Origin of the sequence: Aeromonas sp. XH, assembly GCF_033348475.1 — a bacterium.
GTDB lineage: Bacteria > Pseudomonadota > Gammaproteobacteria > Enterobacterales > Aeromonadaceae > Aeromonas > Aeromonas sanarellii.
Window position 1 is genome coordinate 2,858,408 of record NZ_CP137630.1, and the last position, 14,100, is coordinate 2,872,507.

Below are 14,100 nucleotides of genomic sequence, written 5' to 3' on the forward strand. Positions count from 1 at the left end.
TTGCTAGGGCTCAACGGAGAAATATCGCTCGGTGTACTTGCGGTAAATGGCCTCATAACGCCCATCCTTGCGCATGAGAGCGATAGCCTTGTCAAAACCGTCGCGTACCGCAGGATCAGTAAAGGCGGCCTTGAAGCGCGTCGGCGGGAAGATGTCGTAACTGATGACCTCCTGCCCGGGCTCAACCTGACGCTCGGCGATCAGCTTCTGGTGGTAATAACGGAAGATGCTCTCATCCATGATCGCGACATCTATCCGGCCGAGCAGCAGCATATGAACCTGGCTCTGTTGCTGAGCCAGCTCCTTGTAGCGGGGGTTGCCGGCAACGGCCCGAGCAAACTCCTCCCCCAGATAGCGCTCGGCATACTGGAAGGCGATCACAGACTTACCGCCCAGATCGGCAATACGGTGAATGACCTGCTGGCTGGACTTTAGGGCAAAGGCCCGGTTGTGGTATTGCATGAAGTAATCGGAGTATTCAGCCTGTAGCCCAGAACTCTCCTGAATAATGGTCGTGCCGTCGACCTGCCGATCGGCAAACATCCTGAAACCGCGTTCGATGGGAACATAGATAGGCTTGACCTGATAACCACCCTCCGCCAGAGCGGTTCGAACTATGTCAAGCAGGATGCCACTACCGTCTTCGAAGACATAGGGAGGCGTGTACTGGCTGACGACGATCTTAAGCTCGGTCGCGAACCCTTGGCCGCCGAGACAGATAAACAGAGACAGGGCCTTGAACAATCGCATCAACACGATATCTTCCCTCTTACTTTGAATGCCGAGCTCCATACAGCACCCTGCAGCTCAGCATTAGACAGAAAGTCAGCGCAGGCACCCGGATGGAAGGCTCAAAGACCCCTGGCGAATGATGTCCGGTGCTTCCTCGTGAGGCATTCCCGGCAGCAGAGTGGCTCCTTGTCTTGGCTCAAGGGGCTGGCTGTTGCTTGGCCAAACCCTGCTCGCTGTCGCTGAAGCGTTCGGCGATGGCCTTGAATTGCTCGGTGGCGGACAGGAAGGCGGCACAGACGTCCGGATCGAAGTGCCAGCCCCCTCCCTGGCGGATGATATCCACAGCCTCCTCGTGCGGCATGCCCGGCTTGTAGACCCGGTGACTGATCAACGCATCATAGACATCGGCCACCGCCATCAACCTGGCACTGATGGGGATGTCATCCCCAGAGAGGCCCTGGGGATAACCGCTGCCATCCCACTTCTCCTGATGGCTGTAGGCGATCTCCTTGGCCAGGCGCAGAAAATCCACCGGAAACCCGAGCTGATCCTCGGCCCGCTGGATGGCATCGCGCCCGAGCGTGGTGTGGGTCATCATGATCTCGAACTCTTCCTTAGTGAGGCGACCGGGTTTCAGCAGGATATGATCGGGGATGCCGACCTTACCAATGTCATGCAAGGGAGCCGATTTGAACAGCAGGTGAATGGTCTCGTCATTGAGGAAGTGGCGAAAACGGGGGTGATCCCGCAGCAGCTCGGCCAGTAGCTTGACGTAGTGCTGAGTCCGGCGAATATGGTTGCCGGTTTCGTTGTCGCGGGTCTCCGCAAGAGATGCCATGGCCTGGATGGTCACCTCCTGGATGGCCATCACCTCACGGGTCCGGCGCTGGACCTCCTGCTCGAGAAAATCGTTCTGATCCCGCAGAAAGTCGGCGGCTGCCTTAAGCTTGATCTGGGTTTCGACCCGCGCCAGCACTCGCGACGGGCTGATGGGCTTGGTGATGTAATCGACGGCCCCCAGCGCCAGCCCCTGGAGCTCGCTCTCCACCGCCGCCATGGAGGTGAGGAAGATGATGGGGATATGGCGGGTGCGGGCATCTTGCTGCAACTGTTCAGCCACCTGCAACCCGGACAGTCCGGGCATCATGATATCCAGCAGAATCAGATCTGGCAGCGGATCTCCCGCCAGAATGCGCAGCGCCTTCTCACCATGGTTGGCGAGCTTGACCCTGTACTTGTCCTTGAGCAGCTCTGCCATCAGCATCAGGTTGTCCGGGGTATCGTCCACTACCAGTATGGTGGCGGGTTGATGGGAATTATATGAGTCTCTCATGATGGGCGCCATTCATGTTTAATTGAGAGGTGATAGCTAACATGTTTAAAAACAACATAATTTCCAAAAAACGCAACGCTTAGTATGAGCTAACGATAGTACATGTAGTGGTCAAATATACCCGGAAACACGGTTACGCTGATTCTGGGTTTCTGCATACACAGCGCCCATCGGATTGAGCTGCTCGGGGATCAGAGTGTGAGCCACCAGGTGGCTCGCCCCGGCATGGTGACACCTGGCCGGCCTTTTTCTTGCCAGACGCGTCTTACTGCACGGCATAGATCTGGTCGAACACCCCGCCCTCCTTGAAATGAGTGCGCTGGATGACAGGCCACTCGCCGAAGGTCTTTACCACATTGAGGAAGGTGGCTTTCGGAAAGCGGTCGGCGAACTCGGCGAGGATCGTCGGGTTGCGCGGGCGCAGGTAGTTGTTGGCGGCGATGCGCTGCCCTTCGTCAGACCACAGGTAGGTCAGATAGGCCTCGGCCTCCTTGCGGGTGCCCTGCTTGTCGACGACCTTGTCCACCACCGCCACCGGCAACTCGGCCACGGCGGTGACGCTCGGGTAGATCACCTCGAAGCTGCCACGACCGAACTCGCGGGCGATCATCTCGGCTTCGTTCTCGAAGGTGATCAGCACATCGCCTATCCGGTTCTGGATGAAGGTGCTGGTGGCGGCGCGGCCACCGGTGTCGAGCACGGGAACCTGCTTGAACAGTTTGCCCACAAACGCCCTGGCCGCCTTCTCGTCGCCACCTTGCTCCAGTACATAGCCCCAGGCCGACAGATAGGTGTAGCGACCGTTCCCCGAAGTCTTGGGATTGGGCACTATCACCTTCACTCCCTCCTTGAGCAGATCAGGCCAGTCCTTCAGCCCCTTGGGGTTGCCCTTGCGCACGATGAACACGGTGGCCGAGGTGAAGGGCGCACTGTTGTCCGGCAGGCGGGCGGCCCACTCTTTCGGGACCAGGCCGCCATGCTCGGCGAGGGCGTTGATGTCGGTGGCCATGTTCATGGTGATGACATCGGCGGGCAGGCCGTCGATGACGGCGCGCGCCTGCTTGCTCGAGCCGCCGTGGGACATATTGATCTGCAGCGGTTCGCCGCCTTCCGCCTGCCAGTGTTTCTGGAAGGCGGCGTTGTAATCCTTGTAGAAGTCGCGCATCACGTCATAGGAGGCGTTGAGCAGGGTGGCCGCCTGGGCCAACGGGGTCAAGGCCAGGCCTGCGGCGAGCAGGGTGGCGGGCACGAGTCGTTTCATTGCACGTCCTTGGAATGAGAGTCGAGTGACCAACTATAAGAGCCACACATTTATTCTTTGAAAGAATAATTAGTGCGCAGCTTATGCGATAAATGGCATCGCCTGGGTACAACTCGCCAAGGACGACGGAGGCGACAGCGATGCGGCCGTCGATGCTCGCAGGTCGATGATGACGGTAGGGTCAGACGCACAATATCGAGAGCGCTGGTGCGGGCTCATTCCCGGACTTGGTGAGCGGCCATCCCGCGCCACCTCTTCCGTCGCCGATGTGCGGTTTGCGGGGCGGCAGCACACATAGAAACGGGGCGAACCAGATGGTTCGCCCCGTGCTTGTCGACACCGACAGTACCTCCTTTCTCCTGCCCGCGTCAGCCGGCAGGCTTCTCCTCCTCGGGGGCCTGCCAGCCGCCGCCGACTGCCTTGTAGAGGGCGACCTGGTTGCCAAGCTGGGCGAGCCGGGTGCTGATGAGCCCCTGCTTGGCGCTGAACAGGGTGCGCTGGGCATCGAGGCGGGTCAGATAGCTGTCCACCCCCTGCTCGTAGCGCACCTCCGCCAGCCTGAAGTAGGTCTGGTTCGCCTCCACCAGCGCCTGCTGGGCCTGCAGCTGTTGCTGGTAGTCAGCCTGTGCGCCGAGGGTGTCCGCGACCTCCTTGAAAGCGGTCTGGATGCTCTTCTCGTAGCTCGCCACCGCCTGCCTGGTGCCCACTTCCGCCACGTCCAGATCCGCAACGCGCTTGCCACCGTCGAAGATGGGCAGGCTTATCTGGGGCATGAAGGTCCAGGTGCCGGTGCCGCCGTCAAACAGGCCGCTCAGCTGGTTGCTGGCGGTGCCCGCCGTCGAGGTGAGCGAGATGGTCGGGAAGAAGGCGGCGCGGGCCGCGCCGATATTGGCGTTGGCCGCCTTCAGGCTGTGCTCCGCCGCCAGGATGTCCGGGCGCTGCTGCAGCAGGCTGGAGGGTGCCCCCACCGGGATCGGCGCCAGTTTCACCTCGGCCAGGGTGGCCGGCTGCGTCGCCAGCACGGGCACCTCGGTGCCAAGCAGCAGGGCCAGGCCGTTTCTGTCCTGTTTCACCAGGCGCTGGTATTGCGCCTGGCTGACCCTGGCGTTCTCGAGTGCCGTGCGCCCCTGGGCCAGCTCCATCTCGGAGGCGGCCCCCAGCCGGTGCTTGTGCTGGGTCAGGGCGTAGCTCTCCTGCTCGGTGACCAGGGTCGCCTGGCTCAGGGCCAGCAGCTCCTGATCCGCCAGCAGGGTGAAGTAGGCGTTCGCCACCGAGGCGATCAGCGCTATCTGGGTGCTGCGCCGGGTCTCGACTTGCGCCAGGTAGTTCTCCAGCGCCTGATCTTTGAGGCTCTGGATCCGGCCAAACAGGTCCAGCTCATAGGCGGTGATGCCGATGTCGGCGCCGTACTGGCTGCTGATGGTGCCCTGCCCCGCGGCGCTGAGATCGTCGGATCCCTGCTGGCGGGTGCCAGAGCCGCTGGCGGCCAGGGTCGGCAACTGGGCTGCCCGCTGGATCCGGTATTGCGCCTCATAGGCCTCGACGTTGAGGGCCGCGAGGCGCAGATCCCGGTTGTTGTCCAGTGCCGTGCCGATCAGCGTCTGCAGGGCCGGGTCCTGGAACTGCTGGCGCCAGGGGGCAAGCTCCCCCTTGGTGGCCAGATTGTCCTGCCAGGAGGCCCCTCGGGGCAGCTCGGGGCGCTGGTAGTCGGGGGCCATGGAGCAAGCCCCCAGCAGCAGGGTCACACTCAGGGCGATCAGAGTCTTAGCCATGGTTGATCTCCTTGGCGTGGGTGATGCGCTCCTCGGCGCTCTGGTGCTCGGTGAAGTAGCGCATCACCAGCACGAAGAACAGCGGCACGAAGAAGATGGCGAGCACGGTGGCGCTGATCATCCCCCCCATCACGCCGGTGCCGATGGCGTTGCGGCTGCTGGCGCCGGCCCCGGTGCTGATCACCAGCGGCAACACGCCGAGGATGAAGGCGAGCGAGGTCATCAGGATGGGGCGCAGACGCTGGCGCGAGGCCTCCACCACCGCATCCCCGAGCTTCATCCCCTTGTCGTGCAGCTCCTTGGCGAACTCCACGATGAGGATGGCGTTCTTGGCCGACAGCCCGATCGTGGTGAGCAGGCCCACCTGGAAGTAGACGTCGTTCTCGAGCCCGCGCAGGGTGGCGGCCAGGATGGCCCCCAACACCCCGAGCGGCACCACCAGCATGACGGAGAACGGAATGCTCCAGCTCTCGTAGAGGGCCGCCAGACAGAGGAAGACCACCAGCAGCGAGATGGCGTAGAGCGCCGGCGCCTGGGAACCAGCCTGACGCTCCTGGAAGGAGAGGCCGGTCCACTCGATGCCGATACCCTCCGGCAGCTGTTTCACCATCTGTTCGATGGCCGCCATGGCGTCGCCCGTACTCTTGCCCGGGGCCGCCTCACCGACGATCTCCATGGCGGAGACGCCGTTGTAGCGCTCGAGGCGAGGCGAACCATAGCTCCACTCGGTGCTGGCAAAGGCGGAGAAGGGTACCATCTGGCCCGCACTGTTGCGCACGTACCACAGTTTCAGATCTTCCGGGTTCATCCGGAACGGTGCATCCGCCTGCAGGTAGACCTTCTTGACCCGGCCTCTGTCGACGAAGTCGTTCACGTAGGAGGAGCCCCAGGCCGCCGACAGGGTGTTGTTGATGTCGGCGATGGAGAGCCCCTGGGCCAGCGCCTTCTCATAGTCGATCTTGATGTCGAGCTGGGGGGTGTCTTCCATCCCGTTCGGGCGCACCCGCACCAGGTTGGGATCCTGCGCCGCCATGCCGAGCAACTGGTTGCGGGCCGCCATCAGCTTCTCGTGACCCAGACCACCGCGGTCCTGCAGGAAGAAGTCGAAGCCGGTGGCCGTGCCGAGCTCCGGGATGGGAGGCAGGTTGAAGGCGAACACCTGGGCTTCCTTGATGCTGAACAGGAACCCCATGGCGCGGCCTATGATGGCGTTGGCGCTGCGCTCTTCCCCTTGCCGCTCGCTCCAGTCCTTGAGCTTGATGAAGGCCATGCCGCTGTTCTGGCCGCTACCGGCGAAGCTGAAGCCCGCCACCGTCAGCACGGAGTCCACGTTCTCCTTCTCGTTCTCGAGGAAGTAGTCGCGCATCTCGGCCAGCACCACCTCGGTACGCTCCTTGGTGGCGCCGACCGGCAGCTGCACCATGGACATGATGACCCCCTGATCCTCTTCCGGCAGGAAGGAGGTGGGCAGGCGCATGAAGAGCACCGCCAGCACCGCCAGCATGGCGACGTAGATGATGCCGTAGCGGGTCCCCTGCTTGATCACCTTGCGCACGCCGTTCTGGTAGCGGTTGGCATTGGTGTCGAAGAAGCGGTTGAACCAGCCGAAGAAGCCGCGCTGCGCACCGAACTCGCCGTGTTTCATGGGCTTGAGCAGGGTGGCACAGAGCGCCGGGGTCAGGATCAGAGCCACCAGCACCGAGAGCACCATGGCCGAGACTATGGTCAGGGAGAACTGGCGATAGATGGCGCCGGTGGAGCCGCCGAAGAAGGCCATGGGCACGAACACCGCCGAGAGCACCAGGGCGATCCCCACCAGGGCGCCGGTGATCTGGGTCATGGACTTGCGGGTCGCCTCCAGCGGGGAGAGCCCCTCCTCGCTCATCAGACGCTCCACGTTCTCCACCACCACGATGGCGTCATCCACCAGCAGACCGATGGCGAGCACCAGGCCGAACATGGTCAGGGTGTTGATGGAGAAGCCGAAGGCCGCCATGACGCCGAAGGTCCCGAGCAGCACCACGGGCACGGCGATGGTCGGGATCAGGGTCGCCCGGAAGTTCTGCAGAAACAGATACATGACGCAGAACACCAGGAAGATGGCCTCGATCAGCGTCTGCACCACCTCCTCGATGGAGATCTTCACGAACGGCGTGGTGTCGTAGGGGTAGACGATCTCCATGTTGGCCGGGAAGTAGGCCGACAGCTCGCCCAACTTGGCGCGCACGTGCTCGGCGGTGTCCAGGGCGTTGGCGCCGGTGGCGAGCTTGATGGCGACCGCCGCCGTGGCCTGACCGTTGTAGAGCGCGGTGGCGTCATAGCTTTCGCCGGCCAGCTCGACCCGGGCAACGTCCCTGAGCAGCACCTTGGAGCCGTCCTGGTTCACCCGCAGCAGGATGTTGTTGAACTCCTCCACGGTGGAGAGCCGGGTCTGGCCCATGATGGTGGCGGTAAATTGCTGATCGCTCACCGCAGGGGTGCCTCCCAGCTTGCCGAAGGCGACCTGGGCGTTCTGGGCCTTGATGGCGGTCTGGATGTCGGCCGGGGTCATCTGCACCCGATTGAGCTTGTGGGGATCCAGCCAGACGCGCATGGAGTACTGGCTGCCGAACAGGGTGATGTCACCCACCCCGTCCAGCCGGCTCAGGGGCTCCTTGATGTTGGCCACCACGTAATCGGCGAGATCGTCGTTGGTCATGCTGCCATCGGTGGAGATGAAGGCGGCCACCATGAGGAAGCTGCTGGAGGTCTTCTGGACGCGCACCCCCTGCTGCTGCACCTCCTGGGGCAGCAGCGACATGGCCTGCTGCAGCTTGTTCTGCACCTGCACCTGGGCGATGTCGGGATCCGTGCCCGGCTTGAAGGTGAGGGTCACGCTGACATTGCCGGACGAATCGGACTGCGCCGACATGTAGAGCAGGTGATCCAGCCCAGTCATGTTCTGCTCGATGATCTGGGTGACCGAGTCTTCCACCGTCTTGGCGGAGGCCCCCGGGTAGCTGGCGGAGATGCCCACCGCCGGCGGGGCTATGGTCGGGTACTGGGCCACCGGCAGGCTGATGATGGCCATGGCCCCGGCCAGCATGATCACCAGGGCGATCACCCAGGCGAAAATGGGTCTATCTATGAAAAATCGTGCCATGAGGCGACTACTCCATCCTACTGCTTGGTTGCCGGGGTCTGCTGAGCCTGTACTGTGTTGCTGGCGCGTTCAGTGGGCGCCACCGCAGCCCCGGGTTTGACTTTCTGCAGGCCGGCGACGATCACCTTCTCGCCGGCATCGAGGCCGGACTCCACCACCCAGCTGTCACCGGACATGCGACCGACCTGCACCTCGCGCAGCGCCACCTTGTTGTCCGCCGTCACCACCATGACGGTGGCCCCGCCCTTGGGCGTGCGGGTCACCGCGGTCTGCGGCACCAGCAGGCCTTCGGGGCGCTCGCCCTCCTGCAGGGTGGCGCGCATGAACATGCCGGGCAGCAGCAGCTGATCCGGGTTCGGCACTATCACCCTCAGGGTCACCATGCCGGTGGTCTCGTCCACGGTCACGTCGGAGAACTGGAGCGAGCCTTTCTGGCCGTACTGGCTGCCATCTTCCAGCTGGAAGCTGACGCTGGCACCGTCCTGCTCGCCCTGGGTCAGCTTGCCCGCGGCGACCTGGCGCTTGAGGCGCAGCAGGTCGGCGGTGGACTGGCGCACGTCCACATACATGGGATCGAGCTGGGAGATGGTGGTGAGGCTGGCGGCCTGCTGGGCGGTCACCAGGGCCCCCTCGGTCACCGCCGACTTGCCGATGCGGCCGCTGATGGGGGCCGTGATGCGGGTATAGGCCAGGTTGATGTTGGCGCTCTGCAGGGCCGCCTTGGCGGCGCCGATCTCGGCCACCTGCTGTTTCCAGGTGGCATCGGCGTCGTCATACTCCTGACGGCTGATGGCCTTTACCTTCACCAGCTCGGCGTAACGCTGGGCCTTGAGGCGGGCGCTGCGCTCGTTGGCCTCGGCCTTGGCCAGGTTCGCCTTGGCACTGGCGACGGCGGCCTGATAGACGGCGGGATCGATCTGGTACAGCAGCTGGCCGGCCTTGACGTCGCTGCCCTCGGTGAACAGGCGCTTGAGGATGATGCCGTTCACCTGGGGACGCACCTCGGCCACCCGCAGGGGGGCGGTGCGACCGGTGAGCTCGGACATGAGCTGCAGCGGGGCGGTATGAAGGGTGACCACGTCCACGGCGGCGGGAGGCATCTCCATGGCCTGCTGGGCTTCTCCCTTGTCACCACAGCCTGCCAGCAGGCCACTTGCCAGCAAGGCAAGGCCGACCGAACGTGCGAGAATATGTTTATGCATGAAGTCTCTGAGCCTCTGTTTCAACAAAATAAAAAACGACAAAACCACAGGGTTTATAAGGTGCCTGTTGGTAAAATGGCGAAGATGAGGCAATATACATACATTCACGAATGTATGTAAGAAACTTTTTTCACTGATCGACAGGAACCGAGCCCATGGCCAGACGCACCAAAGAAGAGGCACAACAGACCCGCTGCCACATCATGAGCACGGCGCTGGATCTCTTCTGCCAGCAAGGGCTGGCGAGGACCAGCCTGACCGACATCGCCAAGGCTGCGGATCTCACCCGGGGCGCCATCTACTGGCACTTCAAGAATAAGGAGGAACTGTTCGTCACCCTGTGGGAGGAGCTGTGCGCCCCCCTCTCCCACCAGCTCGACGCCTGCGTCGACGAAGCGGAGCCGGACCCCCTCGGCAAGCTGCGGATCTTCCTCAAGGAGGTGATGGTCAAGATCGGCACAGAGCCCGCCCACCAGCAGATGTTCACCATCATCTTCAGCCTGGAGGCCCTGGAAGGGGAGGCCAGTGCCCTGCGGGATCACATGCGCCAGCAGTCCATCAACTTCTTCCGGGATCTGGAGATCACCCTGGCCAATGCGGTGCGCCACGGCCAGCTGCCCCAGGGGCTGGATCTGCGGCGCGCCACCACCCTGCTGCACTGCACCCTGGACGGCTACATCATCAACTGGCTGCACTTCCCCGATCGCATCGACCTGATCCGGGAGTCGGACACCCTGCTCGACACCCTGTTCGGTCTGATCGCCAGCGCCCCCCTCCCGCTGCGCCGGCAAGCCTGATGGCCCGGGCGCAGATACCCTTTCATCGGGGCTGAACAGTCGGGGGCGAATTTGCTAGAGTAGCCGCCCACCGCAGAGATGAGCCCATGATAGCGCCCCACACCCCAACCCCGAGCCCAGATACCCGTCCCGCCCTCGTGGCCGGGGCCCATGCCCCCTTCCTCGCCCTGCTGCCCGCGCGAGGCCACCTGCTGGAGGCCGGCTGCGGCGCGGGTGAGGATCTGCGCCTCTTCCGGGAGCGGGGGCTGATGGTGACCGCCTTCGATGCGAGCCGGGCGCAGGCGGCGGCCGCCTCGCGCCTTTGCGGCCAGCCGGTGCGGGTCTGCCGTTTCGAGCAGATGCGAAGCGTCGTCCCCTATGACGGCATCTGGGCCAGCGCCTCCCTGCCCTGCCTGCCCGGGGAGGAGATAGCTCCGGTGCTCCGGCACCTCGCCGCCCTCCTCAAGGCCGGGGGGCCCCTCTATTGCTCCTTCCCCCATGCCGATGGCGAGTCGCCGGCCAGCGGGCCGCCCCAGGCGTATCCCCTGCTGACCCGGCTCGACGAGGCCGGGCTGCTTCGCCTCGTCACCCCCCTACCCTTGACGCTGCACCGCCACTGGTGCAGCGAGGATGGGGCGAACGGCCGCTGGCTGCACGCATTGCTGCTGAGATGCTGAGATGCTGAGCGCAGCAAAGAGAGGATGAGGGGCCGCAGGTAGCCCGCTCTGTTCCCCGCGGCTCGGGCGCTGACGCAGCGAAGACAGGATGAAGGGGCGTTGGGTGCATGCATTGCTTCCTGCGGCCCTGGCACTGCGTCCAGAGGCCGCCACGCTCCAGTTCAAAACGCGATAAAAACCCTCAACATCAAAATTTAACGCCACATTAACCAGCGCAAGACAGACAAGATGCGGAGTTTGTGTTAAAAAGCGCCATCAAAATCATTATTTAATCACAACACAGACACCAACACTTGGATTCCCCCATGAAACTCGTCCTTAACCTGATCGCCGGCATCCTCGCCGGTCTGCTGCTCGGTCTCTATGCCCCGGAATGGGTCGCTCGGGTGCTGTTCACGGCCAAGACGGTGATAGGCCAGCTCATCACCTTCACCATTCCGCTCATCATCCTCTTCTTCATCATGAGCGGCATCGCCAGCCTGCCGAAGAACTCCGGCAAGCTGCTGGGCAAGACGGTGGGACTCTCCTACTGCTCCACCATACTGGCGGGCCTGTTCGCCTTCACCGTGGCGAGCCACCTGATCCCGCGCCTGACCACGGCCGCCGAGCCCACGGCGCAAGCCGCCATCAAGCTCGCCTCCTACATCAATCTCGAGATCCCGCCCCTGTTCGGGGTGATGTCGGCCCTGGCCGCCGCCTTCGTGTTCGGCATCGGCATCAGCGCCACCCAGGCCACCGACCTGCGCCGGGTCGCCGATCAGGGTCGTGACATCATCGACCGCCTGCTGGCACGCGTGATCATTCCCCTGCTGCCTTTCTACATCGCCGGCGTCTTCGTCGAGATGACGGTGGAAGGCACCGTCTTCGCCACCCTCAAGACCTTCGGCGTGGTGCTGGTGATGGCCATACTGATGCACTGGATCTGGCTCTGCGTGCTCTTCGTCGGCACCGGACTGGCCCTGGGGCGCTCCCCCGCCATGCTCATCAAGAACATGCTGCCCGCCTACTTCACCGCGCTGGGCACCATGTCCAGCGCCGCCACCATCCCGGTGGCCCTGCAGGCCAGCAAGCGCAACGGGGTGAGCGAGGGCATCGCCAACTTCACCGTGCCCCTGTGCGCCACCATCCACCTGTGCGGCTCCACCATCACGCTGGTGACCTGCGCCACCGCCGTCATGTTCCTCTCCGAACACCTGGCCATTCCGGGCTATGACACCATGCTGCCCTTCATCATGATGCTGGGCGTCATCATGATCGCCGCTCCCGGTGCCCCGGGGGGCGGCGTCATGTCCGCGCTCGGCCTGCTCACCTCCATGCTCGGCTTCGGCGAGGCCTCCATCGCCCTGATGATCGCCCTCTACCTGGCCCAGGACAGCTTCGGCACCGCCTGCAACGTCACCGGTGACGGCGTCATCGCCCTCTGGGCCGACCGCTTCGCCCAACGCGACCAAGGCGCCCCGCTCCCCGAGCAGGATGCCGCCTGATCACTCAGGCCAATAAAAAACGGGAGCCGATGGCTCCCGTTTTTTATTGCCTAGTGCCGGCTTGTCAGCCCCGGCGGCGGATCACCCCTTCCTGCATGGTGCTGGCCACCAGCACACCGTCGCGGGTGAAGAACTGGCCGCGCACCAGGCCCCGGCCGCCGCTGGCGCTCGGGCTGTCCACCACGTAGAGCAGCCAGTCGTCCAGCCTGAACTCCCGGTGGAACCACATGGAGTGATCTATGGTGGCCACCTGCATGTCCGGCTCCCAGTACGACACCCCGTGGGGCTGCAGGGCGGCGAACAGGAAGTGGAAGTCGGAGGCATAGGCCAACAGGTAGTTGTGGACCCGCTGATCGTCCGGCACAGGGCCGTTGGCCTTGAACCAGGTGTAGCGCAGGGGCTCGTGCACGTCCGGGCGGATGGGGTCCACCAGGGTCACCGGGCGGATCTCGATGGGCTTCTCGCACAGGATCTTGTCCCGCAGGGCCGCCGGGATCAGCTGCTCGTAGGGGCGCACCAGCTCCAGCTCGCTCTTGAGCTGCTCGGGAGGCGTAATGCCTTCGGGCATCCTGGCCTGGTGCTCGAAGCCTTCGGCCTCCACCTGGAAGGAGGCGTTGAGGTAGAAGATGGGCTTGCCGCCCTGGATCGCCTTGACCCGGCGGGTGGAGACGGTCTGGCCGTCGCGGATGTTCTCCACGTCGTAGACGATGGGCTTGTTGGCATCGCCTGGGCGCAGGAAGTAGGAGTGGAAGCTGTGCACCTGGCGATCGACTGCGACCGTCTGCTTGGCGGCTGACAAGGCCTGCCCCATCACCTGTCCGCCAAACACGGATCGCAATCCGAGATCCTGGCTCTGGCCCCGAAACAGGCCCTCCTCGATCTTCTCCAGCGCCAGCAGTGCCAGCAGCTCATCCAGTACCTTGCTCATTGGTTTCTCCTGTATCAGTGCGGGAAAGGCTAACAAGCCCGTCCCGGCAGGGCAACCATCCTGATCCACATCCCACAGCAGCAACCCCCTCCCGGCCTCCCCCTTCATAAGGGGGAGGAGAATATCAGCCACCTCCCCACCAAGAAGCAACTCTAGCGGCCTCCCCTTCACCAAGGGGAGGAGAATACTGACCACCTCCCCACAAGGGGGCGACTCTTGCCCCCTCCCCTGGCAAGGGGAGGGCTGGGGTGGGGTCAGACGTGATCAAGCCATGCCCGAATCGATACAACCACTCCGGGTAGATTTTGCATCACCTCCCTGTTGCTAAATCTCAGTACCGTCAACGACAGGGCCGCCATATAGGCATCCCGTTGCTTGTCATGGCTCAAGCCTCGCTCGTCGAAATGGCTGTCACCATCGACCTCTATCACCAATAACCGCTCGGGACAGTAAAAGTCGGCAATGTATGGGCCAATGCCCTGTTGGCGACGAAACTTGACCCCCAGTTGCCCAGCCCGCAGCAGCTGCCACAGTCGCCGCTCGGGCTCTGTTGGATTGCCTCTTTGTTCACGTCGTTTGTCCAGTGTGGCCTCACGGTTGAAAATACGGACAGGCCTCTCGCTCATAGTTGTACTCCTTATGGCTACAAACTATTTCAGCGTAAACCACAGCCACCCCCTCCCGGCCTCCCCCTCTCTGAGGGGGAGGAGCCTGTCTGGCCCTTTCTCTCCCCGTGCGATTGAGTCTCAAGGAGCCCGGCGGGAACAGGCAACAAAAAGCCCGCACCATAAGG

11 protein-coding genes are annotated in these 14,100 nt (G+C 63.4%); 3 read left to right on the plus strand and 8 right to left on the minus strand.

All coding sequences use genetic code 11. The annotated features are described in order from the left end of the window. Positions 1-3 precede the first annotated feature (3 nt). The 6 genes from R2B70_RS13115 to R2B70_RS13140 all read right to left on the minus strand — a co-directional run bounded on the left by R2B70_RS13115 (position 4) and on the right by R2B70_RS13140 (position 9,442). On the minus strand, positions 4-792 hold the full coding sequence (locus R2B70_RS13115; protein ID WP_318161691.1) for a substrate-binding periplasmic protein: 789 nt from the start codon (positions 790-792) through the stop codon (positions 4-6). 136 nt (positions 793-928) lie between these two features. Then, entirely contained in the window at positions 929-2,077 is a 1,149-nt protein-coding gene (locus R2B70_RS13120; protein ID WP_411587904.1) for an HD-GYP domain-containing protein, read from the minus strand. A 253-nt stretch (positions 2,078-2,330) separates the two neighbouring features. Then, the gene (locus tag R2B70_RS13125; protein ID WP_318161693.1) at positions 2,331-3,326 is read right to left on the minus strand and encodes a sulfate ABC transporter substrate-binding protein; all 996 of its coding nucleotides are present in this window, start codon (positions 3,324-3,326) and stop codon (positions 2,331-2,333) included. 368 nt (positions 3,327-3,694) lie between these two features. After that, positions 3,695-5,098 (minus strand): efflux transporter outer membrane subunit, encoded by a 1,404-nt coding sequence (locus R2B70_RS13130; RefSeq protein ID WP_318161694.1) that lies wholly within the window; start codon positions 5,096-5,098, stop codon positions 3,695-3,697. Continuing rightward, entirely contained in the window at positions 5,091-8,240 is a 3,150-nt protein-coding gene (locus R2B70_RS13135; RefSeq protein ID WP_318161695.1) for an efflux RND transporter permease subunit, read from the minus strand. Before R2B70_RS13135 ends, R2B70_RS13130 begins: the two co-directional genes overlap by 8 nt. A gap of 17 nt (positions 8,241-8,257) precedes the next feature. Further along, complete coding sequence (locus R2B70_RS13140) at positions 8,258-9,442, minus strand: efflux RND transporter periplasmic adaptor subunit (RefSeq protein WP_042074658.1); 1,185 nt, start codon at positions 9,440-9,442, stop codon at positions 8,258-8,260. Positions 9,443-9,597: 155 nt separating this feature from the next. On the opposite strand from R2B70_RS13140, the gene R2B70_RS13145 reads away from it, so the two are divergent. From R2B70_RS13145 to R2B70_RS13155, 3 genes are all read left to right on the plus strand, one after another. Further along, positions 9,598-10,239 carry a TetR family transcriptional regulator gene (locus R2B70_RS13145; RefSeq protein WP_209794927.1) on the plus strand — a complete coding sequence of 214 codons (642 nt, stop codon included), beginning with the start codon at positions 9,598-9,600 and terminating at the stop codon, positions 10,237-10,239. Between the two features lie 86 nt (positions 10,240-10,325). Further along, complete coding sequence (locus tag R2B70_RS13150) at positions 10,326-10,895, plus strand: class I SAM-dependent methyltransferase (RefSeq protein WP_318161696.1); 570 nt, start codon at positions 10,326-10,328, stop codon at positions 10,893-10,895. 305 nt (positions 10,896-11,200) lie between these two features. Further along, the gene (locus tag R2B70_RS13155; protein ID WP_042074654.1) at positions 11,201-12,379 is read left to right on the plus strand and encodes a dicarboxylate/amino acid:cation symporter; all 1,179 of its coding nucleotides are present in this window, start codon (positions 11,201-11,203) and stop codon (positions 12,377-12,379) included. Between the two features lie 64 nt (positions 12,380-12,443). Here R2B70_RS13155 and tesB read toward each other — a convergent pair whose 3' ends face one another. Both tesB and R2B70_RS13165 read right to left on the minus strand, forming a co-directional pair. Beyond that, positions 12,444-13,307: an acyl-CoA thioesterase II gene (tesB, locus tag R2B70_RS13160; protein ID WP_318161697.1), complete on the minus strand. Its 864-nt coding sequence runs from the start codon at positions 13,305-13,307 to the stop codon at positions 12,444-12,446. 254 nt (positions 13,308-13,561) lie between these two features. Continuing rightward, positions 13,562-13,933 carry an endonuclease domain-containing protein gene (locus R2B70_RS13165; RefSeq protein WP_318161698.1) on the minus strand — a complete coding sequence of 124 codons (372 nt, stop codon included), beginning with the start codon at positions 13,931-13,933 and terminating at the stop codon, positions 13,562-13,564. Between the last annotated feature and the right edge of the window lie 167 nt (positions 13,934-14,100).